Origin of the sequence: Pseudomonas sp. 3-2 (assembly GCF_019710535.1) — a bacterium.
Lineage (GTDB): Bacteria > Pseudomonadota > Gammaproteobacteria > Pseudomonadales > Pseudomonadaceae > Aquipseudomonas > Aquipseudomonas pharyngis.
In genome coordinates, this window is record NZ_CP081200.1 from 1045846 (window position 1) to 1072246 (window position 26401).

Sequence of the window (26401 nt, forward strand, 5' to 3'; positions counted from 1 at the left end):
CAAAATATCATTTCTTCTGAGGGGGCTTTCATTTCTGATATGCCCTGAGCAAGCTTCAAACAGCCACGCTTGTTATGCTCGCTGGCGCTTTTCAATGAATTCAGGCGGTATCTGTCTGGGGGTAGAGTGAGATTCAGTTTCAGGCAAGTCGAAATATTCTGGGCGGTCATGACCACCGGCAGCGTGACCAAGGCGGCGGCGTTGCTCAAAACCTCACAGCCGACCGTCAGCCGTGAAATCGCACGGTTCGAGCATGTCCTGGGGCTCAAACTGTTTGAACGAACACAAGCGCGCTTGCAGCCGACTACTCAGGGACTGAGTTTGTTCGAGGAGGTAAAAACCTCCTATTACGGGCTCGAACGCATCCACAATGCGGCGCAGTCGATCAAGAATTTCCAGAGCAGTCTCACGATCGCATGCCTGCCTGCTTTTTCGCAGAGCCTGTTGCCTTATGTGTGTGGTCGGTTCATCAACGCGTTCCCGGAGGTGAACATCAACATCACCCCGCAGGAATCCCCGTTGCTTGAGGAATGGATGACAGCCCAGCGGTATGATCTGGGACTGACTGAAAACAGTGAAACGCCGCCAGGTACTCGGTGTGAAAACATCTTTACCGGCGATGAAGTGTGCGTGCTGCCACTCAGTCATCCGCTGTGCGACAAAAAGGTGATTACGCCTTTGGATATGGCCGGTATCAACATGGTCAGCCTATCGGGTCAGGACCCCTACCGGATCATCTTCGACAAGATACTTGCCGACGCCCAGGTCAAGACGCGCACGGTCATAGAAACCCACAGCGCAGCAGCCGTCTGCTTCTTCGTTCAGCAAAACGTAGGGGTCGGTATCATCAATCCGCTGACGGCCTTGAGTTTTGCCGATCAGGGTGTGTGCTTGCGGCGGTTTTCGATCTCGATACCGTTTTCCGTCAACCTCATCCGACCGCTGTACCGGCCACAGACGCCAGTTGCTAACGCCTTCATTGATGAGATGAAGTTGAGATCCGGTGAGTTGCACCAACAGCTTCACACTTTGCTGGGGTAGCAACGAAGTGGAAGCTGTCTGATTCCCTGTTCGTCAGGCATGCCTGTTTTTGATACCTGGCAAGCGCCTAACCGTTGGGTCTTCCCTTGGCGAACGCCGCTTGTTGTTCGGCGCTGGCTTCTTGCTGATATTGGGCTTTCCACTCGGCGTACGGCATGCCGTAAACCACTTCACGGGCATCGTCGAGGCTGATCTCGATCTGGCGTTGGTCGGCTTCCGCCTTGTACCACTTGGACAGGCAGTTGCGGCAGAACCCGGCGAGGTTCATCAGGTCGATGTTCTGCACGTCCTTGCGGCTGTCCAGGTGGGCGACCAGCCGGCGGAAGGCGGCGGCTTCGAGTTCGAGGCGTTGTTGCTCGGTCATGATGGGCTCTGTGCAGTCAAATCGTGGCGCGGATGATAAAAGTCTGACGCCCGGAGCGCCAGACACGTTCAGCGGCTGGCGGCGAGGGTGATCGACACCGACTCGGCAAAACGCAAGGCATGCGGTTTGTCGACTTCGACTTCCGCGTACAGCACCGATTCGTTGGCCATCACCAGATCCAGCAGCTCCTGGGTCAGGCGTTCGAGCAGCGCGAAGCGGTTGCCTTCCACGTGGGCGATGATCGCCTTGGTGATGGTGCGGTAGTTCAGCGCGTGGTCGATGTCGTTGTCACGCACGGCTTCCTGTGCGGCGTACAGGATGGTCAGGTTGATCAGCACATCCTGCTTGTTGAGGATTTCGTCCTCGTTGATCCCGATAAAGGTGCGCAGGCGCAGATCCTTGACCCGGATGCGCGCCATTCCCGGTTGAAGTTGTGGCATTTATTTGCTCCGTCCAATCAATTGCAGGAACTCCTGGCGGGTGTTGCTCGACTCGCGGAAGGCGCCGAGCATGACCGAGGTGTTCATGGTCGAATTCTGTTTCTCGACACCGCGCATCATCATGCACATGTGCCGGGCTTCGATGACCACCGCGACACCGGCGGCATCGGTGACTTGCTGGACCGCCTCGGCGATCTGGCGGGTGAGGTTTTCCTGGATCTGCAGGCGGCGGGCGAACATGTCCACCAGTCGCGCGATCTTCGACAGCCCCAGCACCTTGCCCGTCGGAATATAAGCCACATGGGCCTTGCCGATGAAGGGCAGCAGGTGATGTTCGCACAACGAATAGAGCTCGATGTCGGCGACGATGATCATCTCGTCGGTGTCGGAGGCAAACAACGCGCCATTGACGATCTCTTCAACGCTCTGTTCGTAGCCGTGACACAGATACTGCATGGCCTTGGCCGCCCGCGCCGGTGTGTCGAGCAGTCCTTCGCGGTCAGGGTTTTCACCGAGGCCGATCAGGATCTCGCGGTAATTCTCGGGCAGGGAACGGGTCATGGAGCATCCTCGCGGGGGCGTATTACTTGACGTGCCGCCCGCCGTTGACGGTCAGGGTCGTGCCGGTGACATACGGGTTGTCGAGCAGGTAACGCAGGCTCTGATAGATCACTTCGCTGCCGGGTTCGATTCCCAGCGCGGACTTGGCCAGCGCCTTGGCGCGGTACGCCGCGTCGTCGTCGGGATTGAACAATAGCAGGGCTGGCGCGATGCCGTTGACCTTGATTGACGGCGCGTAGCGCGCGGCGAAGGACAGCGTGAGACTGTCGAGCCCGGCCTTGCTGGCGCAATAGCCGATGTGTTTGCTGCTGCCCTTGCGCGTGACGTCATCGCTGATGTGGATGATGTCGGCAGGGCTCGAACGTTGCAGCAGTTCGGCGCAATGCAGGTTGATCAGGTAGGGCGCCAGCATGTGGATGTTGAACATGCGGGTGAAGGCTTCAGTTTCGCCGTCACCGGTTTCCGCCAGCCATTCCGAGGCGTTGTGGACGATGGCGCGCAGGCTGTCGGTGCGGGACTTCAGTTCGGTGATGAACGCGAGGATCGAGGCTTCGCTGGAAAAATCCGCATGCAACCCGATGGCACCAAGATCTCGAAGCACCTTCACCCCCGGCCGATCGCTGCGATAGGTGAAGATCACCCGATGGCCATCTTCCAGCAGACGCTGCGCACAATGCAGGCCGACCCGCTGGCCGGCGCCGGTGATAAGGATGGGAGCGGTGGGAGAAGTCATGTACGGCTCGCGTCGAAGTCAGAGCAAAAACTATAACAGCGACGCGAGCGACGGCTTCAGCGATTTTGTGTGGAGGGTGCGGCAGGCAGCGGGCGTGCAGACGACGGGTTGAGCCAGCCGGCCAGCAGTCGGGTTGACAGCGGAATGAAGAAGTAAACCATCAACGGGGTCAGGCACAGCGTGCTGATGAAGACTCTCGGCAACAGACTCATTTCAGCGAGCAGCGGGCCCAGCACGAAGTTGAACAGCAGCGACACCGGGAAGAGCGCCAGCCAGATCGCCACGGCCTGTTTCCAGCGCGGCGGGCGATGACCGGCAGCACCGAACCAGCCTTCGATCCCGCTGACCCGATGTTCCGTCGGGTGGGCAAACAGATCGCTGCCACGGGCCAGCCATGCGGTGCGCGAAGCCGAGTGTTCCCAGGCGTGCAGGGTCTGTTCGTCGACGAAGCGGAAAATGATCTGGAATTCATCGTCGCCGGGAGGCGGGGCCAGTACGCCGGAGCCGAGATAACCGGGGAAGTCGGTGGCCAGTTGTTCGCCTTCTCGCAACCAGGCGATCAGGTCCTGATAACGACCATTGGCGACACGACGCGCGACCATCAGCGTGACGGGGGAAGTAGACATTGTGTATCTCCGTATTGCAGGTGCGTCGCTCCGGGTAGGAGTTTCGCCTGACGCAGCGCCGGGGTAGAGGGCTGCGTTTTTTGACAAGCAAGGATTATTCCTCATTTTCGTGTCGAACCAGAGACTTTCGTCCCATTTGATTGCTTGAAACCTCATAGGGCATCAGGAGTAGAATGGATCCAACTTTGCCAACAAGGACGTGTCCGCACAAATGCCTGTCATTACAGACGTTCGTCCTGCTTCGCAGGCATCCGTAGCGCTGGATCGCGAGGAGCTTTTTCCTATACGTGAAGTGGCGCGCCTGACCGGCGTGAACCCGGTGACGTTGCGCGCATGGGAGCGACGATACGGATTGATCCAGCCAACGCGCACCGAGAGTGGGCATCGCCTGTATTCGATGACCGATATCGAGCGCGTTCGCAGCATCGTCGACTGGATCGATCGGGGCGTTTCGGTGAGCAAGGTCGGCAAGATCCTGGCCAAGACCGAGCCAATGAAAATGCTGGCTCACTTCATTCCCGATGATCTGGTGCAGGCGGACTACCTCCAGTGGCAGGAACAGGTCCGGCAGGCAGTCAGTTCGTTCGACGATCAGTTGCTTGATCGGGTCTACGGTCAGATTTTCTCCACCTATGCCTTGCCTGTGGTGTTTCAAGACATCCTGATGCCACTGTGGCTGCAAATGCTCCAGCGTCAGGATGCGTTCGGACAAACCAGCGAGTGGCTGTTCTTCGATGGTTTTCTGCGAGCGAAAGTGCTGCAGCGCATCGTCGCGCTGCGGGGCTCGCAACCGCGCAAGGTGATCGTCAGCGCGCTGGCCGGTCAGTGTCGCGAGCTTGAGTTGTTGGTGGCAGCGCTGTTTCTCAGCGGCAATGACGCGGGGGTTCGTGTGCTCACCACCGGTCAACCGTTCGATGAGCTGACACTGGTGTGCGAGAAGATCAAGCCCGAGGCGCTGGTGCTGTTTTCCAATCACGCCCCGGCACCCGAGCTGCCACGTCGACTGAATCGTCTGGCGCTGAGTCTTGATTGTCAGTTGATGCTGGCGGGGGATGCGGCCGATCTGGCACAGGACAGCCTGGCGGGATCATCGGTCGGCTGTCTGGGCAATGAAGGTTCGACCATGCGCCAGCGCATGAATCAGTTCCTCGCAGGGACGCTGGATACCTGAGAATCAGGTGTGCAGGGCAGGGTGGGTCAGACGATGCTGTTGCAGGATGAACTGGCGCAGGCGCTCGGTTTCGTCGGCATCGCTCTGGCTTAACTCGTAAGCATAAAAGCCGTTTTCGGTTTCCCGCTCGAACGTGCCGCGCAGGGAAATCCGCTCATAGCCCGATGGGCTGAACCACAACGCAAAGTGCTTCGGCGGTTTGGTTTTGTTGCGCACTTCCAGCAACACACCCTTGTGCGAAACCTCGTGAACCCACAACGTTCCCGGCTGGCCCTTGGCATTTTCCAGTGCCACCGGCTCTTCCAGGGTCAGGCGCCATGGGCGCACCATCGGCCCGTCTTCATAAATGCTCGGTACGCCCAGGCGCAGGTGCAGAGCGTGGAACTCGTCTTCCACCAGATGCAGCGGGAAAGTCATCTGCTGATTTTCGAAGTTGGCCTGGATGGTGACTTGCTCATGGGCCGCCAGACGCGTGAGCAAATCACGGATCTGTGAACCACCATTGACCAGCAGGCTCGACGTCGCATCCCGCACATTGAGTTGCGGGTTGTGTTGCATGGTCTGGATGAAATCCAGCTCATCCTGGGTCAGGAGGGCGTCACGCTGCATGGCTAACTCGAAATGAATAATTACAAAGTCTTTGGTGATTGTAGTTAATGACAATTAGTTCGCTGTTTTGTTTGCGCCGTTCGTCGCTTTCAAGGCAGCAATTTCTGCTTCCAGTGCCGCAACCTGGGCTTCCAGTTGCGCCACCCGCTGCTGCGCCTTGACCTGAACCGTAACGTCCTTTTGCACACCTACGAAGTAGGTCTGCCCGTCGTCGGCATTTTTTACCGTCGAAAGAGACAGTTCGTTCCAGAAGGGCGTGCCGTCCTTGCGATAGTTGCGCAGGATTTCCCGGCATGAACCACCGTTTTTCAAAACATCGCGAATCAGTTCCAGACTGGCCTGGTCGCGATCCCCGGCCTGCAGAAATCGGCAGTCCTGATAGAGAATTTCTTCGCTGGTGTAGCCGGTCAGTTTTTCGAAAGCCGGATTCACGTAGATCAGGATGTTGTCCTGATCGCCTTCTTTTTCTGCTACCACGATCCCGTCGTTCGACGCGTTGATCACCATTTTCAGCAGGCTGGCATTGATCATCTTTGAGTCCTTTCAAGGTTGTCAGTGGCTGGCATTCTAAAAGATCGTCCAGCGCTGTCTACTGGCCACCAGCCCTTATCGAGAGCCAATCGCAACAGGGCGCCGCTGGCTGTTACTATCGCCGCTCTTTTTTTCAGTTTCAGGATCAGATTGATGAAAGTCGCCATCCTCTCCGGCTCGGTGTACGGCACGGCCGAAGAAGTCGCTCGCCACGCTCAGAGCCTGTTGAACGCCGCCGGTTTTGAAACCTTCTACAACTCGCGCGCCAGCCTCGCCGATCTCCAGGCGTTTGGCCCTGAAGCCTTGCTGGGCGTGACCTCGACCACCGGCATGGGCGAGCTGCCGGACAACCTGCAACCTTTGTATTCGGCCATTCGCGATCAACTGCCGGCGGCCTGGCGTGGTTTACCCGGCGGGGTGATCGCACTGGGTGACGCCAGCTACGGCGACACCTTCTGCGGCGGCGGCGAGCAACTGCGCGAATTGTTCGGCGAGTTGGGCGTGCGCGAAGTGCAGGACATGCTGCGCATCGACGCCAGCGAAAGCGTTACCCCGGAAACCGACGCCGAGCCTTGGCTGGAACAGTTGATCGCCATCCTCAAGGGTTGATCCCGCGTTCACGCAACAGCGCCAGCCAGGCCTGTGCAGCCTTCGACAGATAGGCACCCCGGCGCCAGATGAAGGCGATATCCCAACGCAAATAGTCCGGCGCGTTCAGGGTCAGGCGCACCACGCCTGGCCGCACCAGACCGCGCGCCACCACGCTGGGCAGCAGCACCACGCCTTGTCCGGCAGCGACCAGCGCCGCGAGAAAATCCGCCTGCCCACTGCGTCCGCCTTCCTTCGGGGTAAAACCCATCTGCTGGCAGGCCTGAAGCAAACGATCGTTGAGCACAAAACTGCGCTGATACAACAGGAACGGCGTATCGGCCAGTTCTTCCAGACCAATTTCACCTCTCGCCGCCAGTGGGTGATCCACCGGTAACAGCGCATCCAGCGGTTCATCGCAGAATGGCTGAAAGTCGAATTGCGGATCCTTCGGCAGCAGACTGCCACCCAACTCCAGCTCCCCGCTGAGCACCGCCTGTTCGATATTGCGACTGCCCCCCTCAAGCAACTGCACGCTGATGTTCGGATAGCGCCGTCGGTATTCGGCAAACAGCCCGGCAAACAATGCATCGCTGCCTAGCAATGGCAGTCCGAGACGTAACTCGCCGCGTGCCAATTGGCTGAGGTCATCCAGTTCGCTGAGCAATTCATTGCGCAACCGCAGCATGCCTTCGGCCCGTTGCAGCACCACGCTGCCGGCGGCGGTCAGGCGTATCTGCGAGCCCAACCGTTCGAGCAACGGTGTGCCGAGGCTCTGTTCGAGCTGGGCGATCTGCTTGCTCACGGCGGACTGACTGATGTGCAGGTTTTTTGCAGCTTGAGTGAAACCGCCCTGATGCATGACTTCGACGAAACTTCTGAGTTGTTTGAATTCCATGGCCTGATTCCAGATTGGAATGGCTTTGAGTCTAACAATTCGCTTCGGAGATGGCAGCCGGGTTCGTAAGATAGCCACCTGAAAGGAGCCCATCGATGAAAGCCTCGACCCTCAAATACCTCTCTCGCCTGCTGGCCGAACTGGCCGTGCTGCTCGCTCTTTACCTGCTCGGCTGCCAGATCGCAGCGTGGCTGGCCTGGCCGATTCCCGGCGGCGTGGTCGGCATGGCGCTGTTGCTGCTGGGTTTTGCGTTCGGCTGGGTCAAACCGGCGGCGCTGCAAATGGGCGCAGGCTTGTTGATGGCCGAGATGCTGCTGTTCTTCATTCCGGCGCTGATGAGCCTGCTGGATTACGGCGCGTTGCTGCGCGACGACGGCTGGCGGATCTTGTTGGTGATCGCAGCCAGTACGCTGATGGTGATGCTGGTGACCGCGTTCACCGTGGAGCTGGCCGTGCGCCTGAGGCGGTCCCATGAAGCTTGAGCTGATGCCGATGTTTTGGCTGGCGTTCACCTTGCTGGCCTATTTGTTCAGTCGCTGGCTGTATCGGCGGACCGGACGTTACGTGCTGTCGCCACTGATTCTGGTTCCCGCGTTGCTGCTCGCGCTTGCCGTGCCGTTGCACACCGCTTACGCCGAGTATTCGAGCAACACCCATTGGCTGATGCTGGTACTCGGGCCGGTCACCGTGGCGTTTGCGGTGCCGATCTGGCAACAGCGGCGATTGCTGGTGCGGCATTGGTCGGCGTTGCTGCTGGGCATGCTGGCCGGCAGTGCGGCATCGATTGCCACGTCGTTCGGCCTCGCGAAAGCGCTGGCGCTGGACAGTTCGGTGACGCTGTCGCTGGTGCCGCGCTCGATCACCACACCGTTCGCCATGCCGCTGGCGCAGGACCTCGGTGGCGTGCCTGAGCTGACAGCGGTGTTCGTGATGTTCACCGGGGTGTTCGGCGCCATGCTCGGCGGTGTGCTGCTCAAGTGGCTGCCACTGCGCAGCCCATTGGCGCGCGGTGCATTGTTCGGCGTGGGTGCTCATGGTGCGGGCGTCAGCCGCGCCCATGAAGTGGGCGGCGAAGAGGGCTCGGTCGCGGGGCTGGTGATGGTGCTGACGGGACTGCTCAATCTGTTCGCCGGGCCTTTGTTGGCGTCGTTGCTTTGACATGGATCCAAGCAGATTGCGTCGCTGACTCGTTCAGTCATCAAGCTGGCTGCCAATGCAACTACGCGACCGTCCGGGGCTGACTAGACTGCTGACACACGCAAAAACAATAAGAACGCAGAGGTGCATACAGTGAGCGTAGCCCCCGTCCCTTCGTCCGTGAACGTCAAAGATCAGGTCAGTGCCGCGGAATGGCAGACCCGGGTCGATCTGGCCGCCTGTTATCGTCTGGTCGCCCTGCATGGCTGGGACGATCTGATCTTCACTCACATTTCCGCCAAGGTGCCCGGCACCGAAGATTTCCTGATCAACCCGTTCGGCCTGATGTTCCATGAGATCACCGCGTCCAGTCTGGTGAAGGTCGACCAGGCCGGCAACAAGCTCATGGACAGCCCCTACGAAATCAATCCCGCCGGCTACACCATCCACAGTGCCGTGCACGAAGTGCGGCACGACGTGGCCTGCGTGCTGCACACCCACACCGCTTCCGGTGTTGCGGTATCGGCGCAGAAGCAGGGCGTGTTGCCGATCAGCCAGCAATCGCTGTTCGTGCTGTCGAGCCTGGCCTTTCACGCCTACGAAGGTGTGGCGCTCAACCATGAAGAGAAAGCGCGGTTGCAGGCGGATCTGGGCGACAACAATTTCCTGATGCTGCACAACCACGGTCTGCTGACCTGTGGCGGCACCATCGCCGACACGTTCCTGATGATGTTCACCTTCCAGCGCGCCTGCGACATCCAGGTCATGGCGCAGACCGGCGGTGCCGAACTGATCGCCATCGAACCGCAGATTCTGGCAGGCGCCAAGGCAATGATTGCCGGCGTCACCAAAAGTGCCCAAGGCATGGGGGGCGCGCTGGCCTGGCCGGCGCTGCTGCGCAAACTCGATAAACAAGACCCGGGGTATAGACTCTAATGCCTCTCGCCGAGATCCCTCTGAGTGTCTGGCGCAAACGCGGCCAGACGTTTGTCTTCCGTGGTCAGCCGATCCGCTACTGGACAGCCGGGCAGGGCGAACCGCTGCTGTTGATCCATGGCTTTCCGACGGCCAGTTGGGACTGGCATTACCTGTGGCAGCCGCTGTCCCAGCGCTACCGGGTGATTGCCTGCGACATGCTCGGCTTCGGCGACTCGGCAAAGCCGCTGAATCACATTTACAGCCTGCTGGAGCAGGCCGATCTGCAACAGGCCTTGCTGGCGCATCTGTCGGTCGAACAACCGGTGCACATTCTGGCCCACGACTACGGCGACAGTGTTGCTCAGGAGTTGCTGGCCCGGCATTACGAAGATCTGATCGAGGTCGCCAGTTGCGTGTTTCTCAACGGTGGTCTGTTCCCGGAAACCCATCGACCGCTGCTGGCGCAAAAACTGCTGCTCAGCCCATTGGGCTGGATGATCGGCCGGGCCTTCACCCGTGATGCGCTGGTCAAGAGCTTCCAGCAGATTTTCGGCCCGGACACCCGGCCCAGCGAAAGCGAAATGGATGATTTCTGGAGCCTGATCGAATGCAATCGCGGGCAACGCGTCATGCACAAGCTGATTCACTACATTCCCGAGCGCCGGGTTCAGCGTGATCGCTGGGTCGCGGCGATGCAGCGCGGCGAGGTGCCGCTGCGGGTGATCGATGGCGAAGTCGATCCGATTTCCGGGGCGCACATGGTCGAGCGTTATCGCGAGCTGATCCCCGACGCCGACACCGTGCTGTTGCCAGGCATCGGCCATTACCCGCAAAGCGAAGCGCCAGTGCAGGTGCTCAAGCACTACCTCGAATTTCGCGATCACTTCGTGTTGCCGCCGCGCAAGGTGGCGTGCTCCTGACTTAGTGCCCGAGGCGCCTGACGCCTCGGCACGTTTCATCATCCCCCAGCCTTATCGCGCACCATTCAGCCTCAGCCGTGTTCGTTGTGACCGCACGCCCTGTGCCTGACACTCAGGGACACTGTCCCTCAGGTCTGCTGGAGTTGCCCCGATGAATGATTCTGTGCGTTTCGAAGATAAAGTCGTGATCGTCACCGGTGCCGGTGGTGGCCTGGGACGCGCTCACGCTTTGCTGTTCGCCAAACAGGGCGCCAAAGTGCTGGTCAACGACCTCGGCGGCTCGACCCAGGGTGAAGGCGCCAACGCTTCAGCCGCTGATCGTGTGGTGGCGGAAATCCGCGAGGCCGGCGGTATCGCCGAGGCCAACCATGATTCGGTCACCGACGGCGACAAACTGGTGCAGAACGCTCTCGACGTGTTCGGCCGTATCGATGTGGTGGTCAACAACGCCGGGATCCTGCGCGACAAGACTTTCCACAAAATGGAAGACGCCGACTGGGATCTGGTCTATCGCGTCCACGTCGAAGGCGCCTACAAGGTGACCCGCGCCGCGTGGCCGCACCTGCGTGAGCAAAATTACGGCCGGGTGATCTTCACCGCCTCGACTTCGGGCATCTACGGCAACTTCGGCCAGTCCAACTACGGCATGGCCAAACTCGGTCTCTACGGTCTGACCCGCACCCTGGCCATCGAAGGTCGCAAGAACAACATCCTGGTCAACGCCATCGCACCCACCGGCGGCACCCGCATGACCGAAGGCCTGATCCCGCCGCAAGTGTTCGAACAACTCAAACCGGAACTGGTCAGCCCGCTGGTGGTGTACCTGGCCAGCGAACAATGCCAGGAAGCTTCGGGCCTGTTCGAAGTCGGCGGCGGCTGGATGGGCAAGGTGCGCTGGGAGCGCAGCCTGGGTGCCGGGTTCGATCCTCGTGTCGGGTTTTCCCCGGAAGACGTTGCGGCGCACTGGCAGCAGATCTGTGATTTCGAAGGCGCGGCGCATCCGAAGGACAACATCGAGGCGCTGAAGGAGATGATGGGGAATTTGCAGAAGTATTCGTTGTAACCCGAAGTGGCCACCAGGTGAGAGCCTGGTGGCCGATTTGCCGATCAGGTGTATCTGTTTTCGATCATGAATTTTGGAGGGGACCAGTTGGGGCCTTTAATCGCGACAGACCCTTCGCCGACTGCCAACACCCCGAGTTCAAAAAGCCTTGTGTAGGTTTCCAGCAACTCTCCGCTTTCTATGACCTCACGTCGATATCGGCCAAACATTCTGTCCAGGGAGGGAATAGCTGAGCCGAGGCCGAACACAGTCAAAACATCTTCTACTGGCTCATTTTTGACAATTTGTTCAACGATGCTCATTGCTGCCCTCCTTTTAAAAGGTTTTTGAAAAACACTTCGTCCTGTTTGTCTGCTGCCGCTATGGCATCTTCCGTGTAAAGCAAAGACTCAAGATCCGCCAGTTGGAAATCCTCCAATGTTGCGCTGTGCGCGTTGTTCCACATCGGGGATTCTTTGTCTGGCTTGAAGTCATCACTCAATCCTAGCGCTCGAAATCTCTCTAGTTCCCTAATCTCATGAGTGTAATAGCGTAAATCAGTGTCGGTGGCTGCCATTTGACCGTTCAGTATTTTTTCAAGTCGATGAATCATGATGTTGTTCGCATTTGATTGATCAAATCGTGCGATGTGTAGTTTAACCGAGGAAATGCCGGTGCCCGTGATGACTGCCTGACGCCAGTCAAGATGAAGTATCGGTCCACCTGCTTGAGCTGGATTGAAAAGTCGCCCGCTATATATTCCTCTAACAGAAGCCCCCTCATACGGACTGCTGATCACCACATACAGCGGCGCAACCCCCGAGTCCTCCGGAAAGATAATGACGAAGCGCTCCCATTCCTCCTCCAGGCTCGGGTGGAGGTCGAGCCTTCCCTCGATCGGCATGATCGGCGCGCCGCTGTATGTCTGCGGATCGGTATCGGCACTCGGGAGCAGCGTGGAGCTGTCGCCCGGGCTGATGGCCGGGGTCCAGGTCAGAATGTCGTTGGGCAAGTCGGGCAGGACGGTCTCGTAAACCCCGTTGAGCGAATCGAAGGTCGCGCGCAGCACCGGAACATCGCTGCGTACCTGAAAGTCGTCAGCGCTGACCACGAAGACTTCGGCGCCGGCGCCCATCCTTCTTGTCCCCAGTCCGACCGGTATCTGCAATGTGCCCTGGCGCTGCGCGATCTCGCGTAATGCCTGCGGCGTGGCAGAAGACAGCTCGGCCAGCGGCACGCTGACGCTGAAACGCTCACCGTTGCCCAGACGTGAAGGCGCCAGCAAAGCCGCGAAACCGACCGCAACCGGTGCCAGCAGCGAGGCGCCCAAGGCGTTGAGGCCGACGACCGCCGAGCGCAGGACCGTGAGGATCGCCGTGGCTGTCGACGGGTTCAGGCGCGCTGCGTTCGAGGCGAATGCGATCACCGGCCCGGCGCTGGCCGCCGCGCCAAAAGCTGGATAAACCCGCTGGCCTGCATCCGCTCGTGCCTGGTCACGGGCCTGGCGTGCAGCCTCTGTCTGGCGCTGCAGATCGGCAAGGGCCTTCAGGCGCGCCTGTTCAACCGCAAGCTGGCGTGCAGCGGCTTCGGCGGCAATCCGCGCCTGTTCCGCAGCCTTGCGTTGCGCCTCGGCCAGCGCCGCCAACCGCGCTTGCTCGCGGGCCTGGACTTCTTGCTGTTCCTGTTGGCGCCGCGCCGTCTCGGCCAAGGCTTTCTGGCGTTGCTGTTCTGCGGCAATCCGCGCCTGTTCGGCGGCACGGCGTGCGGTTTCTGCGGCCTGGGCCTGCGCGGCGTCATTGGCCTGTACCGCCGCCAGCCAGTTGTGCACGTTGACGTGTTGTTGATGCAGCGTCGCCAGCGTTTGTGTCAGCAATCTGACTTCCATTGCCGCGCGATAGGATTGCTTCCACAGGTTCATCCCCGGGCCGTTGGGACTCAGCACCTTGTCCACGGCGTAGGCCCGGGACAGGAACTGGTAGACCGTCTTGTCGATGGGATCGCTGCCGTAGAAGCCGTGGGACAGTTGTGCCTGCTGTTGCAGTTGCGCGTTCTTGCGCTGGATCAGCCGGTTGCGCACGCCCAGCTCTCGGCTGATCGCGGCAGCGGGCGGCAGCGGCTGGGTCGACTCTTCCAGGCGGGTCGCGGCCAGATCGACTTCAATGGCTTGCGGGATTTGTGCAGCCTTCGCCTGGTATTCCTGAGTCAGCGGGGTAATGAAGTTCTGCAACACCTGCTGATAACGGGCAGGGCTGCGCGGCGTGCCGAACGGACCGTTATAACGATTGTGATCAACAGTGGAAATGCCGGGGTTGAAATGCGGCGGTGCTTCAGCGGTTGTCCACACAGGCTCCGTCAATTCAAATGGAGGTGGTCTTTGCATATTCATATCCTTTTGAATGTGCATTGGTTTTTCAGCACATAAACATCCGAATCATTAATGGGTCTTTGCCTAATAAAGTTACAGTAGAGTTTGTGCGGAGGTGTCCGAGAAGGGTGTGGCTTATAACTTGCGTTTAAGTATGAGTTTTCGTTGCTTATACAAAGACTCAGGAAACTTCTTACGTATTAAAAGAAGTTTCCTGCGCTGAAAGGGGAAAGGCACTTCAAAACAGCGCGAGCACCACTCGATCATTTATCGGGGGGCAAAAAGCGCCCATAAAAAAGGCCGCTGCAAACGCAGCGGCCAAGGTAAGACGTTGGATCAAGGAGCTACAAATCAACGTCAGTGAACACCGGGGCGATGGATCGAAAAACGCTTCGCGCCATCAGAAATCGGTTGCCGACGACTCGGTCGCGGACTTCGTGCTTGCTGGCGGTCTGCCGTGAAAGCCCGCACAGAATAAGGGCTGGAGCGTCAGGGAAAAATAGCGATTCCGGACATGCACTGTTACGGGGCATGTAACAGTGGCGCGCACTGGCCTGGTCATTATCCGTTGTGTTGATAGTGGTTCATCCAGCCTGTTCATGGCGGGCGCAAAGCCTTGTCGCAGGTGGGGATTCATCCTTTCGAGCGACAGCGCGAATACCTCCTTGGTGCGCTTATCCTCGCCGTGGCGCGGCAGTAGGGTGGGGCCTTCTGTCACTCACCGGGGAAGACGCATGACAAAAACAACAATGCGCGCCATCTTCACGCCGCAAGCGCTGGCCGCTGCGGTGGCCTTGGGTTGCTGTGCCCAGGCGCACGCGGTCGCTTTCAATATCGGGGAAATCGAAGGCACGTTCGACTCGTCGCTGTCGGTCGGGGCGAGCTGGGGCATGCGCGATGCCGACAAGTCGCTGGTGGGTACGGTCAACGGCGGCACGGGCCAGTCTTCCACCGGCGATGACGGGCGGTTGAACTTCAAGAAGGGCGAGACCTTTTCCAAGATTTTCAAAGGCATCCACGACCTCGAACTGAAGTACGGCGACACCGGTGTGTTCGTGCGCGGCAAGTACTGGTACGACTTCGAACTCAAGGACGAAGACCGCGAGTTCAAACCGATCAGCGACAAGGGCCGCAAGGAGGGCGCCAAGTCTTCCGGTGCGCAGATTCTCGATGCGTTCGTCTATCACAACTATTCCATCGCCGACCTGCCGGGCACCGTGCGCGCCGGCAAACAGGTGGTGAGCTGGGGCGAAAGTACCTTCATCGGCAACTCGATCAACAGCATCAACCCGATCGACGTCTCGGCGTTCCGCCGGCCGGGTGCGGAGATCAAGGAGGGGCTGATTCCGGTGAACATGCTGTTCGCCTCTCAGGGGCTCACCGACCAACTGACGGTCGAGGGCTTCTATCAACTGGAATGGGATCAGACCGTCCTCGACAACTGCGGGACCTTTTTCGGGGTCGACGTGGCAGCGGACGGTTGCAACAACGGCTACACCGTCGGCAGCCCGGCGATCGCCCCGTTGGCGCCGCTGGCGGCAGCCTTCGGCCAGCCGATCCAGGTGACCCGCGAAGGTGTGATCGTGCCCCGTGGCGGCGACCGCGATGCGCGGGATTCCGGGCAGTGGGGTACGGCGCTGCGCTGGCTCGGCGACGACACTGAGTACGGCCTCTACTTCATGAACTACCACAGCCGCACGCCGACCGTCGGCACCAGTACCGCCGGTCTGTCGACCCTCGCGGCGCTGCCGGGCATGGTCGGGATCGCCAACCGCCTGGCCCCCGGCAGCGGTTCGGGACTGGCGCAAAGCGTGATGCTCGGGCGCGGTCAGTACTACCTCGAATACCCGGAAGACATTCGCCTGTACGGCGCGAGTTTCTCCACCACGTTGCCGACCGGCACCGCCTGGACCGGCGAGATCAGCTATCGCCCTAATGCGCCGGTGCAGGTCAACACCAACGACCTGACCCTGGCGCTGGTCAATCCGATTGCCGGCGGTACGGCGTCGCCGCTGGTTACCTCGCCGGGGGCCGACAACAAGGGCTACCGACGCAAGGAAGTGACGCAGATCCAGAGCACGCTGACGCACTTTTTCGATCAGGTCTGGGGCGCTGAGCGCCTGACCCTGGTGGGCGAGGCCGCCGTGGTGCGGGTCGGCGGACTGGAGTCGCGCAGCAAGCTGCGTTACGGCCGCGACTCGGTGTACGGCCAGTACGGTTTCGGCGGCGACACCGACGGTTTCGTCACCTCCACCTCCTGGGGCTATCGCGCCCGGGCGATCCTCGACTACGCCAACGTGATCGGCGGGATCAACCTCAAGCCCAACCTGTCCTGGTCCCACGACGTCGCCGGTTATGGCCCCAACGGTCTGTTCAACGAAGGCGCCAAGGCTGTCAGCGTCGGAGTCGATGCCGACTATCGCAACACCTATACCGCGAGCCTCAGTTACACCGACTTTTTCGGCGGTGACTACAACACCCTCGAAGACCGTGACTTCGTGGCCCTGAGCTTCGGTGTGAACTTCTGATCTGCCCGAGAAGGATGAATGCAATGCGCAAGATGATTCTGCAATGCGGTGTCCTGGCCCTGAGCCTGCTGGCCGCCAACGTGATCGCGGCGGTGTCGCCGGACGAAGCCAACAAGCTCGGCACCAGCCTGACGCCGCTGGGCGCCGAAAAGGCCGGCAACGCCGACGGCTCGATTCCGGCCTGGACCGGCGGTATCCCGAAAAACGCCGGGGCAGTCGACAGCAAGGGCTTTCTGGCTGACCCGTTCGCCAGCGAAAAACCGCTGTTCACCATCACCGCCGCCAACGTCGACAAGTACAAGGACAAGCTGTCCGACGGTCAGGTGGCGATGTTTAAACGCTACCCCGAAACCTACAGAATCCCGGTCTACCCGACCCATCGCACCGTGGCCGCACCGCCGGAAATTTACGAGTCGGCCAAACGCAGCGCACTCAACGTCACCAGCATCAACGACGGCAACGGCCTGGCCAATTTCACCGGTAACCGCTACTACGCGTTCCCCATTCCCAAAAATGGCGTCGAGGTGTTGTGGAACCACATCACCCGTTATCACGGCGGCAACCTGCGGCGGATCATCACGCAGGTGACGCCGCAGACCAATGGCAGTTACACGCCGATCCGCTTCGAAGAAGAGATCGCCGTGCCGCAACTGATGAAGGATCTCGATCCGGAAAAAGCCGCCAACGTGCTGACCTTCTTCAAGCAGTCGGTGACGGCTCCGGCGCGTCTGGCCGGTAACGTGCTGCTGGTGCACGAGACCCTCGATCAGGTGAAGGAACCGCGTCTGGCGTGGATCTACAACGCCGGTCAGCGTCGGGTCCGTCGTGCACCGCAAGTCGCCTATGACGGGCCGGGCACCGCCGCCGACGGCCTGCGCACCTCGGACAACTTCGACATGTTCTCCGGCGCACCGGACCGCTACGACTGGAAACTGATCGGCAAGAAGGAAATGTACATTCCGTACAACAGCTACAAGCTCGATTCGCCGAGCCTCAAGTACGACGACATCGTCAAGGCCGGGCACATCAACCAGGACCTGACGCGTTATGAGCTGCATCGGGTGTGGGAAGTGGTCGGCACGGTGAAACCGAACGAGCGGCACATCTACGCCAAGCGCCACATGTACATCGACGAGGACAGTTGGCAAGTGGCGCTGGCCGATCACTACGACGGTCGCGGGCAGTTGTGGCGAGTGGCTGAAGGACACGCGCAGTACTACTACGATCACCAGGCCCAGGCCTATACCCTCGAAGCGCTCTACGACATCATCGCCGGCCGCTACATTGCCCTGGGGATGAAGAACGAAGAGAAGCACAGCTTCGAATTCGGCTTCGAAGCCAAGGCTGCCGACTATACCCCGTCGGCCTTGCGCGCCGAGGGCGTACGGTAAGGGTTTCGATACATTGGCAAGGCAAAAGGCGACCGCACGGTCGCCTTTTTTATGGGCGCCAATCAGCGTACTGAATACTCGTCAACAAGCAGCAGGGAGAGGACTAGGGTGAGCGCACAACGATAAAAAGGCGTACCCGATGACCGCCATGACCCACGCTCCGGATCGAGCGGATTTTCTCCCGAGACTGTCTTCCCATCACCTTGCGCGGCCTCGCCTTTGCGCGGCTCTGCTCGAGTCCGCGGCGCGGGTCAAACTGATCTGCGCGCCAGCCGGCAGCGGCAAGACCGCGCTGCTCACCGAATGCCTGCTGCAGGCGCCGGTCAATTGCACCGTGTGCTGGTTGCCGCTGGCAGGTGCGTCCCTTGGCACTGGCGAGTTTTGCGAGCGGATTGCACACGCTATGGGGCTGGCCGCATCGGACGAGGCGTCACTGCTGCATGAACTGTCGCGACGGACTTCGTCGACCTGGGTGTTGCTCGACGATTACTGCCGATACCCGGAGCCTGCGCTGGATGCATTTCTCGACCGAATGCTGGCGGTCAGCAGCCCGGCCCTGACGTGGTGGATCGGTACTCGGCGGCGTCCGCCCTGCAACTGGCCGCGCCTGTTGCTCGATGATGCGTTGTACGAATGTGAAGCCGCGGCGTTGGCGCTGACCCGTGACGAGATCGCACAGGTGTTGCGCCACTTGTCCCCGGCCCAGGCCGATAGCGTGGCCGGACGCATCTTTCGGCGCAGCGGCGGTTGGTGCGCCGGGGTGCGGATGTTGTTGATGCAAAAATGCGACTGGTCGCAAAAGACCTTGCCGCAGCAACGCATGGACACCTTGCTGGACTACCTGCAACACGAACTGTTCAGCGGTCTGAGTCCGGAACTGGCCGAGGCCTGGAGAGTGCTGGCGCATTTGCCGCGGTTCAATGCCAGCCTGTGCGACCACTTGTTCGGCGCCGGCGAAGGGGCGCAATGGATGCGCGATCTGCAAACGCTGGGATGCTTTATCGAACCCTGGCGGGCCTCGTCTGAATGGTTGCAAGTCTGTTCCCCGCTGTCGCGCCTGATGCGCAGCGAGCCGTGGCCTGCCGGGCGTTCCTGGCATCGCCGGGCGTGTCAGTGGTTCACCGCCGGACGCCATTGGAAATGCGCCTTTGAACAGGCGCTGCTGGCTGAAGAGTACGAAGTCGCGGTGAGCCTGTTGCAGCACTTCAGTTTCGAGCAACTGTTCGAGGAGCAGACGGTCGTGCTGTTGTTGCGTCTTTACGAGCAACGCGGCGAGGAACTGTTAGTGGGGTCTGCGCAACTGGTCGGGTTGATCACGGCGGCGCTGCTGTTCGCCGGGCGTTTCGAACAGGCCGGTGAGTGCATCGCGCAACTGTCCCGCTTCCTGCCGCCACGGTCGGCGGATGAGCAGCGCCAGTTGATCGCCCGATGGCAGGCCCAGCAAGGGTGGTTGTTGCACTTGCAAGGATGGATGGATGCGGCACGCGAGCATTTTGAGCAAGCGTTGCAGGATCTGGCTCCGGACGCCTGGACCGTGCGGCTTCTGTGTCTGTCGGGGCGCACACAACAGGCGCTGTTGCTCGGTGAGCTGGAACTGGCCCACTCGATCAATCGCGAGGCGCTGTGCCTGGCCCGTGCACACAATTCACTGTTGTTCGAAGGCTTGCTGGAACTCGACCACGCCCAACTGCTGGAACAGCGCGGTGCACCGGCCCGCGCCGAAGCGGTGCTGGCCGGTTTCTTTGAGATGCTGGATCCGTCAGCCGAACGGCCGACGCCGTTGCTCGGCCGGATCGCTCTGCGCCGTGGGCGGCTGGCGCTGAGCATGGGGCAGCAGGCGCAGGCTGCCGGTTTCTTTCAGCAAGGGCTCGACGATTGTCTGCGCAGTTTTGATAAACGTGTGCTCTTTGGCTTTCTCGGACAGGCACAGCTGGCTGCCGATCAAGGTGATTTCCCACAGGCATTCATGCGTTTGCGCGATGCCGAACGGTTGATGCAGCAGCGACAGATTCCGGACACGGTTTATCGCGGGGCCTTGCTGCAGGCCAGCAGCGAATTCTGGCTACAACAAGGGCGGCCGGAACTGGCTCGCGAGGCATTGAGTCGCGTGCTCAAGCACTTTCGTGGACCGCGTGCGCGACAGGCGCCACCGGCGACACTGGAGCTGATTCCACGCATCGAGTGTTTGCTGGTTTTGGCCGAAGTCCGCTTGGGGCACGCCCAACAGCCGCTGGTCCGGCTGCTTGCACTGCTGGAGTCGGCGCAGGCACGCGGGATGGTCAGGCTGGAGGCCGAGTTGCTGATGACGCTGAGCGAGGCGGCGCTGATCCTTGCAGAGCCGGATCAGGCCAGGAAGTTCTTCGAACAGGGCATTCAGATCATTCAACGCTGCAACCTGCAGCAACTGCTGACCGGGCTATATGGCCGGTGCGCGGAGATTCCCTTGCACTGGCGCGTCGCAGGAACGGCGGAGCAGGCGGACGAACAATGCATGTCGCTCAATCCACTCAGCCAGCGAGAACTCAAAGTCCTGGAGCTGATTGCCTTTGGCGATTCCAATCAACAGATAGCCGAGAAGTTGTTCATCTCATTGCATACAGTAAAAACGCATGTTCGACGTATACATGGAAAGTTGGGCGTCGAGCGCCGAACTCAGGCGGTTGCAAAGGCAAAGTTGCTGAATTTATGTTGAGCTGTTTGATTCTGGATATTGCGTTTTGTATATATTGAAATAGGTGGTGGCTTTCGTTTTTTAATTGGATGGGTGATCTTCGCTCCTGTTGTGAAAGTGGCATCAAGTTACTTTCTATTTTATAAAGCAACGGAGTGTTTTAAATGGGTGCGATCGCTAAGGATTTATTTGTTGATACGGTCTTGAGAAATCCGGATGGTCAAGTGGCATTGGATAATGCCAGGCATGCCGGGGATAAGCTGAGGGGACTTCTGGAAAGTTCTTCTTCCTTGAGGGGAATTGTACGAGCCCATCTCTCGGAACAGTTCAGCTTGCTCGGCACGTCTCTTGATGTGGAGAAGTTATATATCAATGCCGGCAACATTCAGGATGGGATCGAGAGCCGGCCGTCGGGTTCGATACTCGATGTGTTTATGCAGTGTCTGGAGCGCGGAGTTGACCTGAATTATATTCAGGGAAATGACTTTGTTTATTTCAGTCCGGGGACGACTGATGCACGATTGAGAGTCGAATCCATCAAGATCACGCAAGTCGAGACCGTTCTGTTGCACGCTTTGCAGCAATTGGCAAGTTATCAGGCGAATGCACTTCGAGAGTATTGGAACAGCCCGGTTCACAGCCAGTCCGAAGCGTCGACATCTCGAAAGATATCGCTGGAGACGGCGTTTGCCGAAGCCTTGCAGGCCGAGTTGGCCTTGACCCAAGTAGCCGGTTCGCTCCGGGACTACCAGGCGCTGCGCGCCGCCGAGTTGCTGAAGGCCCGGCCACCCGGTGCATTCAAGATCAGTATCCGTTCGACGTCCGGACGTGCGCAGGATCTGGTCTCTGGCTTCGTCATGTCCTATTCCGCCATCGCGTCTTCCGAGATCAAGCTGTCCAGCGACGCTTATGGCTGGTTTCTTTATACGCCGGACAACGGTTTTGAGTATTTCTCCAGCAGTTCCGATCTGCATGCCGCAGTCTGCGGCCGACTGGCCGTGGCGCCTGATGCGATTACGTATCCTGCATTGTCGGTGAGCGTGTCCTCGCACTGTGTGGACAGCCGGCTGAAGGATCAGGAAGCGCAGTTTGCCGCGCGCCTCAGATCCAGTGAACAGCGCGAAGAGGGATTTGTCCGCGAACTGGAAAATATTCAACAGGTTTTTGCGATGCATGCCGATCTGTTCCGGCGGATCAGCGCGTTGCGAATACTGGTTAAGCGCCAGGAGTGGCCAGACTGGGTGAAGTCGGCCAGCGAAACGGTACGCCATACCTACGAAGCTCTCGAGGTTTCGAAAGCGGGATATGAGTTCGAGTATGCCCAAGTATTCAATGGGCTGTTTTCGCTACGTGATTTCGCCGTGAACAGTTTTGCCGGCTGGTGTGAAAGCGCATTGGGCATGCGTCTCGATCCGGATGCGATCAACGTCCACAGTCTGTACCGGATCAACGTCGGCGGACGCACGATCGAGCAGGAGGATACTCGCACGTTGACCGAGTTTATCGTCATCGGCCTGCATGATCCCGCCAACCGTTCGACCTTGCGTATCGAAGGCGCTCCGGCGGACAGCGGGTTGACCGTCGCCAGACTTGAAGGCTGGCTGTCCAACCGGGATCTGCGCGTGGAGTTCAGCAGGTCCCTGCCCCGCGATACCCCGCAGGCGTTTCGCGAGGCCTACTATAACTACTTGCACAGTCAGGCGGAGTTCGCGCTCTACTTCGCCCGACACTCTGCACGTTTCAATGAAGCCGACGTTGAGTTGATCACGCGCACCTTGCAGGGTGATCCTGCGGTGGAAATTCGCGGAGTAAAACTGAAATACCGGCCTTCGATTTTGCAGAACGTGCTGCTGTTCGTGCCGCGCACAGCGAGGACCCGTTACGCACTGATAAAAATGCCTCACGGCCAGTTTGAATGGGTGAAGTTCGCCGACATCTACCAGTTCATACGCTGGCTGGAATCCATGTTGTCTGATAATCGTGCCTATGCCGAATCGTTGATAGCGCCGGACGAGCTGGTTGCTGCCGGCCAGTTGATGGGGGGCGGGAAAACACCCCTGTACTACATGTATGAACTGGATCCGGTGCCGGGACTCATTGGACTGCATGCCAGTGAGCCGTTATTCAGTCATGGTGAAGTGGCGTACGCGAGTGAGGCCGCCCGTGTTCGAGCGTTGGCGCCGGCGGCCTATACATATGCCGGACCGCAGGCGTGGCAAACTTATGCTCGCCTCAGCACTGAACTCCGGGCATTGTCGATGGTGGATTCCCGGGAGAACGGCTATCCGACTTTCGAACAGTTTTCCCGTGATCTGATCAAGGGGCGGATTGAAGAGGTGCTGCTGTCGCGTGGTCAGAAGGTTCAAGTCGATCCTGACAAAATCATGATCCAGACCGACGACTTTCATCTGGATCTGACCACTGTCCTGATCGAGGAGCGCCACTTTGAAGTCCCCGCCACACCTGGCCGAACGATTGATGAAAACCCCAGGTTCTATGTGACCGGTGGTCATCCTTCGATTGAAAAACTGGATATAAGGGATCTTTCGAACTGGTCGAAAACCTTGCGTCCCGGCGACCATTACACCCGGTTTCTGAAAAGCGATTACCTGGATCGCAAGCATCCGGGCTATGAGTTCAAGCGAGCCGTGCATGCCAGAAAAATACGTTGCGAGATGCGATACGACACCTGTCACCAGCATTACTCAGGTCAACTTTCTCTGGAGGTTTTCAGGGGGATTCAACGCCTGCTCGACAACCTCGTGGAGACCGCGGGCAATGAGAATTCTCCGTTTCCGTCGAATAATAAAGAGGGGATCTACAAGTTCTGCTTGCCGAACCGGCGAGTCGTTGAAGGTGTTTATATTTTCCGGATCTCGATTTATGGGAAATTCCATGACTACCTTTACACACCCAATGCGCCGGACAGTTTGGCTGTGCGCTCGATCGACGAGTTTGTCGGTTCCATTCGTTTGCGCTTCGGGCCATTGCGGGATTACTACGCGGCACGGGTGAAGATTGACGATCAGAAGGTGGTGAACGATTACTTCGACAATCTGGTTGCCACCGTCAACGCCGTCGCACCGCCCGAGCCGGAGGGCGCGATGCGGTTGTTGGGCCTGAATATGCTCCATGACGACCGTATCTATCGCGTTCTGAGCGACATCGACGCACAGACCACGAGCCTGAACGAGGTCATTGCCGGCCTGGTGTACGACAACGTGATTTTTGCCGCCAATCTCATCAGTCTGGTAATTCCCCCGGTCGGGGTGGTCGTGACCGCCGTGGAAGTGTTCAAGAGTCTTTACGACGGTGCCAGAGCCTATGAGCTGGGCGATTACTCGACGGCCCTTGGACATGGTAAATCCGCACTGATTGGATTGGTGAGTCTTGGTAAGGCCGCTGCAGCCGGCAAACCGGTCAAGGTCACGTCTGCTCAAAAGACCTTGTTTGACCTGGGCAAGGACGCCCGGACCGTGGTGGGCTGGATGTCTCAGGCCACCGGACAGGAGCTGGGAGAAAATCGCCTGATCGAAGTCATCGAGCAAATGATGGAGGATCATCAAAACCGCAGGAGTCAGACCTCCGTGCGCTGATACACGGATCACGCCGCAAGCGTTTCAGGCTTGTGGCTCGTGCCCCATCCGCCAACTCACGGCCCGCGTCGCCGCTAGCAACCGCTGCGCCGCCGGGCCGTGTTCATCGGCGTGAAACAGCGAGGTCGGGCCGACGATGGTCAACACAGCGGCGACCTGACCAAGGGCGTTGAACACCGGTGCCGACAAGGCATCGACGCCGGGCATCAGCAAGCCGTGAACATGATGCAGACCGCGTTCGCGGATCTGCTCGCACAACGCCGCATAGGTTTTTTCGTCTGTTAGCGGATGGCCGCCGACGGCGATTTCCTGTTCGCGCAATTCATCGGTTTCCCGGTGCGGCAGGTAAGCGCCGAAGACCAGGCCGGTGGAGGAACTGAGCAACGGCAATACCGAGCCCAGTTGCGTCACCACCGTCACCGCGCGCACCGCCGGTTCGATGTGCACCACGGTCGCGCCCTGATTGCCCCACACCGCCAGGAAACAGGTTTCGTTGAGTTCGTCGCGCAACTCGGCCAGCGGCAGGGCAGCGACTTTCAGCACGTCCATACTGTTGAGGGCGGCCAGGCCCACGCGCAGCGCTTCACGGCCGAGGCCGTAGTGGTTGGTGGCGGTGTTCTGTTCGGCGAAACCGCTGGCGATCAACGCCTGCAGATAACGGTGCACCTTGCTCGCCGGCATCTGCACGTGTTCGGCCAGACGCGATAGCGAAGTGGACGGCGACAACTCGGCCAGGGCCTTGAGGATGTCGGTGCCGACTTCGGCGGAGCGGACTTTCTGTTTGCCGTTGCTGTCGCTGGTTTTTTCCATGGTGCTGCCGTGTCCCGGAACGAATGGGCGTCTTTATAGCTTGACGCTCGATAGCGAGCAAATTACGTTATGCGTAATTGAATTACGATAAAAACAACCCCGGCGTGCCAAGACCTCCGATCCAGAGCGTCCGGCCATGCCGACTCCCTGTTCAGGAGGCTCCATGAACCTCGATTCAGCCCTGGCTTACCAGTCCGGTTTCGGCAACGAATTCAGCTCCGAAGCGTTGCCCGGCGCACTGCCCGTCGGCCAGAACTCCCCGCAGAAAGCCCCGTACGGTCTGTACACCGAACTGTTCTCCGGCACCGCATTCACCATGACCCGCAGCGAAGCGCGGCGCACCTGGATGTACCGGATCCAGCCGTCGGCCAATCACCCGGCATTCGTCAAGCTGGAGCGGCAACTGGCGGGCGGCCCGTTGGGCGAAGTGACCCCCAATCGCCTGCGCTGGAACCCGCTGGACCTCCCGACCGAGCCGACCGATTTCATCGACGGTCTGGTCAGCATGGCGGCCAATTCCGCCGCCGAAAAACCGGCCGGCATCAGCATCTATCACTACTGCGCCAACCGTTCGATGGAGCGTGTTTTTTTTAATGCCGATGGCGAGCTGCTGCTGGTGCCGCAACTGGGGCGCCTGCGCATCGCCACCGAACTGGGTGTGCTGGAAGTGGCGCCATTGGAAATCGCCGTGCTGCCACGGGGCCTGAAATTCCGTGTCGAACTGCTCGATCCGCAAGCACGCGGTTACGTCGCCGAGAACCATGGCGCGCCACTGCGCCTGCCGGATCTGGGGCCGATCGGCAGCAACGGCCTGGCCAATCCACGGGACTTCCTGACCCCGGTCGCCGCCTACGAAAACCTGCAACAGCCGACCACCCTGGTGCAGAAATTCCTCGGCCAGTTGTGGGGCACTGAACTCAATCACTCGCCGCTGAACGTGGTCGCCTGGCACGGCAACAACGTGCCGTACAAATATGACCTGCGCCGCTTCAACACCATCGGCACCGTCAGTTTCGATCACCCGGATCCGTCGATCTTCACCGTGCTGACCTCGCCGACCAGCGTCCACGGTCTGGCAAACCTCGACTTCGTGATCTTCCCGCCGCGCTGGATGGTGGCCGAGAACACCTTCCGTCCGCCGTGGTTCCACCGCAACCTGATGAACGAATTCATGGGCCTGATCCAGGGCGAGTACGACGCCAAGGCCGAAGGTTTCGTGCCCGGCGGTGCGTCCCTGCATAGCTGCATGAGCGCCCACGGCCCGGACGGCGAGACTTGCACCAAAGCCATCAACGCGGACCTCAAACCGGCGAAGATCGACAACACCATGGCCTTCATGTTCGAGACCAGCCAGGTACTGCGCCCCAGCCGCTTCGCCCTCGACTGCCCGCAACTGCAATCCACTTATGACGCCTGCTGGGCCACGCTGCCCGCCACGTTCGACCCGACCCGGAGATAACC

General features: G+C 59.7%; 24 protein-coding genes. 13 read left to right on the top strand and 11 right to left on the bottom strand.

The features are described from left to right. Positions 1–126: 126 nt before the first annotated feature. Complete coding sequence (locus K3819_RS04600) at positions 127–1041, top strand: LysR family transcriptional regulator (RefSeq protein WP_178076457.1); 915 nt, start codon at positions 127–129, stop codon at positions 1039–1041. Between the two features lie 67 nt (positions 1042–1108). Here K3819_RS04600 and K3819_RS04605 read toward each other — a convergent pair whose 3' ends face one another. The 5 genes from K3819_RS04605 to K3819_RS04625 form a co-directional block, all read right to left on the bottom strand. Then, a complete protein-coding gene (locus K3819_RS04605; protein WP_085611358.1) occupies positions 1109–1405 on the bottom strand; it encodes a DUF1244 domain-containing protein in 297 nt (98 codons plus the stop codon). A 68-nt stretch (positions 1406–1473) separates the two neighbouring features. Continuing rightward, positions 1474–1845 (bottom strand): dihydroneopterin triphosphate 2'-epimerase, encoded by a 372-nt coding sequence (gene folX / locus K3819_RS04610; RefSeq protein WP_007957207.1) that lies wholly within the window; start codon positions 1843–1845, stop codon positions 1474–1476. Continuing rightward, the gene (gene folE, locus K3819_RS04615; protein ID WP_085611359.1) at positions 1846–2406 is read right to left on the bottom strand and encodes a GTP cyclohydrolase I FolE; all 561 of its coding nucleotides are present in this window, start codon (positions 2404–2406) and stop codon (positions 1846–1848) included. Positions 2407–2428: 22 nt separating this feature from the next. After that, a complete protein-coding gene (folM, locus tag K3819_RS04620) occupies positions 2429–3139 on the bottom strand; it encodes a dihydromonapterin reductase (protein ID WP_221398725.1) in 711 nt (236 codons plus the stop codon). 56 nt (positions 3140–3195) lie between these two features. Continuing rightward, a complete protein-coding gene (locus K3819_RS04625; RefSeq protein WP_221398726.1) occupies positions 3196–3765 on the bottom strand; it encodes an antibiotic biosynthesis monooxygenase in 570 nt (189 codons plus the stop codon). A gap of 211 nt (positions 3766–3976) precedes the next feature. Between K3819_RS04625 and K3819_RS04630 the strand changes: the two genes are divergently transcribed. Beyond that, complete coding sequence (locus K3819_RS04630) at positions 3977–4936, top strand: MerR family transcriptional regulator (RefSeq protein ID WP_221398727.1); 960 nt, start codon at positions 3977–3979, stop codon at positions 4934–4936. A 3-nt stretch (positions 4937–4939) separates the two neighbouring features. Here K3819_RS04630 and K3819_RS04635 read toward each other — a convergent pair whose 3' ends face one another. After that, complete coding sequence (locus K3819_RS04635; RefSeq protein WP_085608095.1) at positions 4940–5545, bottom strand: hypothetical protein; 606 nt, start codon at positions 5543–5545, stop codon at positions 4940–4942. 54 nt (positions 5546–5599) lie between these two features. Beyond that, a complete protein-coding gene (locus K3819_RS04640; protein WP_221398728.1) occupies positions 5600–6076 on the bottom strand; it encodes a PAS domain-containing protein in 477 nt (158 codons plus the stop codon). A 153-nt stretch (positions 6077–6229) separates the two neighbouring features. On the opposite strand from K3819_RS04640, the gene K3819_RS04645 reads away from it, so the two are divergent. Beyond that, positions 6230–6685, top strand: a complete 456-nt coding sequence (locus K3819_RS04645) for a flavodoxin (protein ID WP_221398729.1) — start codon at positions 6230–6232, stop codon at positions 6683–6685. Here the strand turns inward: K3819_RS04645 and K3819_RS04650 are convergent. Beyond that, positions 6675–7562, bottom strand: coding sequence for a LysR family transcriptional regulator (locus K3819_RS04650; protein ID WP_221398730.1), 888 nt, complete (start codon positions 7560–7562; stop codon positions 6675–6677). The two genes, K3819_RS04645 and K3819_RS04650, sit on opposite strands and share 11 nt — an antisense overlap. Before the next feature lie 95 nt (positions 7563–7657). On the opposite strand from K3819_RS04650, the gene K3819_RS04655 reads away from it, so the two are divergent. From K3819_RS04655 to K3819_RS04675, 5 genes are all read left to right on the top strand, one after another. Beyond that, positions 7658–8044, top strand: a complete 387-nt coding sequence (locus K3819_RS04655; protein ID WP_085611365.1) for a CidA/LrgA family protein — start codon at positions 7658–7660, stop codon at positions 8042–8044. Then, positions 8034–8720, top strand: a complete 687-nt coding sequence (locus tag K3819_RS04660) for an LrgB family protein (RefSeq protein WP_221398731.1) — start codon at positions 8034–8036, stop codon at positions 8718–8720. The genes K3819_RS04655 and K3819_RS04660 overlap by 11 nt, the downstream gene beginning before the upstream one ends. A gap of 132 nt (positions 8721–8852) precedes the next feature. Continuing rightward, positions 8853–9635 (top strand): class II aldolase/adducin family protein, encoded by a 783-nt coding sequence (locus K3819_RS04665; RefSeq protein WP_039769359.1) that lies wholly within the window; start codon positions 8853–8855, stop codon positions 9633–9635. Next, a complete protein-coding gene (locus K3819_RS04670) occupies positions 9635–10537 on the top strand; it encodes an alpha/beta fold hydrolase (protein WP_085611366.1) in 903 nt (300 codons plus the stop codon). Before K3819_RS04665 ends, K3819_RS04670 begins: the two co-directional genes overlap by 1 nt. A gap of 151 nt (positions 10538–10688) precedes the next feature. Beyond that, entirely contained in the window at positions 10689–11600 is a 912-nt protein-coding gene (locus K3819_RS04675) for an SDR family oxidoreductase (protein WP_221398732.1), read from the top strand. A gap of 44 nt (positions 11601–11644) precedes the next feature. Here the strand turns inward: K3819_RS04675 and K3819_RS04680 are convergent, their stop codons facing one another. Beyond that, entirely contained in the window at positions 11645–11902 is a 258-nt protein-coding gene (locus K3819_RS04680; RefSeq protein ID WP_064593445.1) for a hypothetical protein, read from the bottom strand. Further along, positions 11899–13959, bottom strand: a complete 2061-nt coding sequence (locus tag K3819_RS04685) for an S-type pyocin domain-containing protein (RefSeq protein WP_221398733.1) — start codon at positions 13957–13959, stop codon at positions 11899–11901. The genes K3819_RS04680 and K3819_RS04685 overlap by 4 nt, the downstream gene beginning before the upstream one ends. Before the next feature lie 719 nt (positions 13960–14678). Here K3819_RS04685 and K3819_RS04690 point away from each other — a divergent pair. The 4 genes from K3819_RS04690 (at position 14679) to K3819_RS04705 (ending at position 24130) form a co-directional block, all read left to right on the top strand. Beyond that, positions 14679–16472 (top strand): DUF1302 domain-containing protein, encoded by a 1794-nt coding sequence (locus K3819_RS04690; RefSeq protein WP_221398734.1) that lies wholly within the window; start codon positions 14679–14681, stop codon positions 16470–16472. Between the two features lie 23 nt (positions 16473–16495). Continuing rightward, entirely contained in the window at positions 16496–17863 is a 1368-nt protein-coding gene (locus K3819_RS04695) for a DUF1329 domain-containing protein (RefSeq protein WP_085611371.1), read from the top strand. A gap of 139 nt (positions 17864–18002) precedes the next feature. After that, positions 18003–20555, top strand: coding sequence for a LuxR C-terminal-related transcriptional regulator (locus K3819_RS04700; RefSeq protein ID WP_221398735.1), 2553 nt, complete (start codon positions 18003–18005; stop codon positions 20553–20555). Between the two features lie 143 nt (positions 20556–20698). After that, positions 20699–24130 carry a dermonecrotic toxin domain-containing protein gene (locus K3819_RS04705; protein ID WP_221398736.1) on the top strand — a complete coding sequence of 1144 codons (3432 nt, stop codon included), beginning with the start codon at positions 20699–20701 and terminating at the stop codon, positions 24128–24130. 24 nt (positions 24131–24154) lie between these two features. Here K3819_RS04705 and K3819_RS04710 read toward each other — a convergent pair whose 3' ends face one another. After that, entirely contained in the window at positions 24155–24940 is a 786-nt protein-coding gene (locus K3819_RS04710) for an IclR family transcriptional regulator (protein ID WP_085611374.1), read from the bottom strand. Positions 24941–25103: 163 nt separating this feature from the next. On the opposite strand from K3819_RS04710, the gene hmgA reads away from it, so the two are divergent. Then, positions 25104–26399, top strand: a complete 1296-nt coding sequence (gene hmgA, locus K3819_RS04715) for a homogentisate 1,2-dioxygenase (RefSeq protein ID WP_221398737.1) — start codon at positions 25104–25106, stop codon at positions 26397–26399. Positions 26400–26401 lie beyond the last annotated feature (2 nt).

Bases quoted from the DNA above. Each gene is read 5' to 3' on its own strand.
- K3819_RS04690 (WP_221398734.1), top strand. From the start codon at position 14,679: ATGACAAAAACAACAATGCGCGCCATCTTCACGCCGCAAGCGCTGGCC.
- K3819_RS04685 (WP_221398733.1), bottom strand. From the start codon at position 13,959: ATGCAAAGACCACCTCCATTTGAATTGACGGAGCCTGTGTGGACAACC.
- K3819_RS04700 (WP_221398735.1), top strand. From the start codon at position 18,003: ATGACCGCCATGACCCACGCTCCGGATCGAGCGGATTTTCTCCCGAGA.
- K3819_RS04605 (WP_085611358.1), bottom strand. From the start codon at position 1,405: ATGACCGAGCAACAACGCCTCGAACTCGAAGCCGCCGCCTTCCGCCGG.
- K3819_RS04640 (WP_221398728.1), bottom strand. From the start codon at position 6,076: ATGATCAATGCCAGCCTGCTGAAAATGGTGATCAACGCGTCGAACGAC.
- hmgA (WP_221398737.1), top strand. From the start codon at position 25,104: ATGAACCTCGATTCAGCCCTGGCTTACCAGTCCGGTTTCGGCAACGAA.
- K3819_RS04630 (WP_221398727.1), top strand. From the start codon at position 3,977: ATGCCTGTCATTACAGACGTTCGTCCTGCTTCGCAGGCATCCGTAGCG.
- K3819_RS04710 (WP_085611374.1), bottom strand. From the start codon at position 24,940: ATGGAAAAAACCAGCGACAGCAACGGCAAACAGAAAGTCCGCTCCGCC.
- K3819_RS04650 (WP_221398730.1), bottom strand. From the start codon at position 7,562: ATGGAATTCAAACAACTCAGAAGTTTCGTCGAAGTCATGCATCAGGGC.
- K3819_RS04645 (WP_221398729.1), top strand. From the start codon at position 6,230: ATGAAAGTCGCCATCCTCTCCGGCTCGGTGTACGGCACGGCCGAAGAA.
- folX (WP_007957207.1), bottom strand. From the start codon at position 1,845: ATGCCACAACTTCAACCGGGAATGGCGCGCATCCGGGTCAAGGATCTG.
- K3819_RS04625 (WP_221398726.1), bottom strand. From the start codon at position 3,765: ATGTCTACTTCCCCCGTCACGCTGATGGTCGCGCGTCGTGTCGCCAAT.
- K3819_RS04670 (WP_085611366.1), top strand. From the start codon at position 9,635: ATGCCTCTCGCCGAGATCCCTCTGAGTGTCTGGCGCAAACGCGGCCAG.
- K3819_RS04655 (WP_085611365.1), top strand. From the start codon at position 7,658: ATGAAAGCCTCGACCCTCAAATACCTCTCTCGCCTGCTGGCCGAACTG.
- K3819_RS04635 (WP_085608095.1), bottom strand. From the start codon at position 5,545: ATGCAGCGTGACGCCCTCCTGACCCAGGATGAGCTGGATTTCATCCAG.
- folM (WP_221398725.1), bottom strand. From the start codon at position 3,139: ATGACTTCTCCCACCGCTCCCATCCTTATCACCGGCGCCGGCCAGCGG.
- K3819_RS04675 (WP_221398732.1), top strand. From the start codon at position 10,689: ATGAATGATTCTGTGCGTTTCGAAGATAAAGTCGTGATCGTCACCGGT.
- folE (WP_085611359.1), bottom strand. From the start codon at position 2,406: ATGACCCGTTCCCTGCCCGAGAATTACCGCGAGATCCTGATCGGCCTC.
- K3819_RS04660 (WP_221398731.1), top strand. From the start codon at position 8,034: ATGAAGCTTGAGCTGATGCCGATGTTTTGGCTGGCGTTCACCTTGCTG.
- K3819_RS04695 (WP_085611371.1), top strand. From the start codon at position 16,496: ATGCGCAAGATGATTCTGCAATGCGGTGTCCTGGCCCTGAGCCTGCTG.
- K3819_RS04705 (WP_221398736.1), top strand. From the start codon at position 20,699: ATGGGTGCGATCGCTAAGGATTTATTTGTTGATACGGTCTTGAGAAAT.
- K3819_RS04680 (WP_064593445.1), bottom strand. From the start codon at position 11,902: ATGAGCATCGTTGAACAAATTGTCAAAAATGAGCCAGTAGAAGATGTT.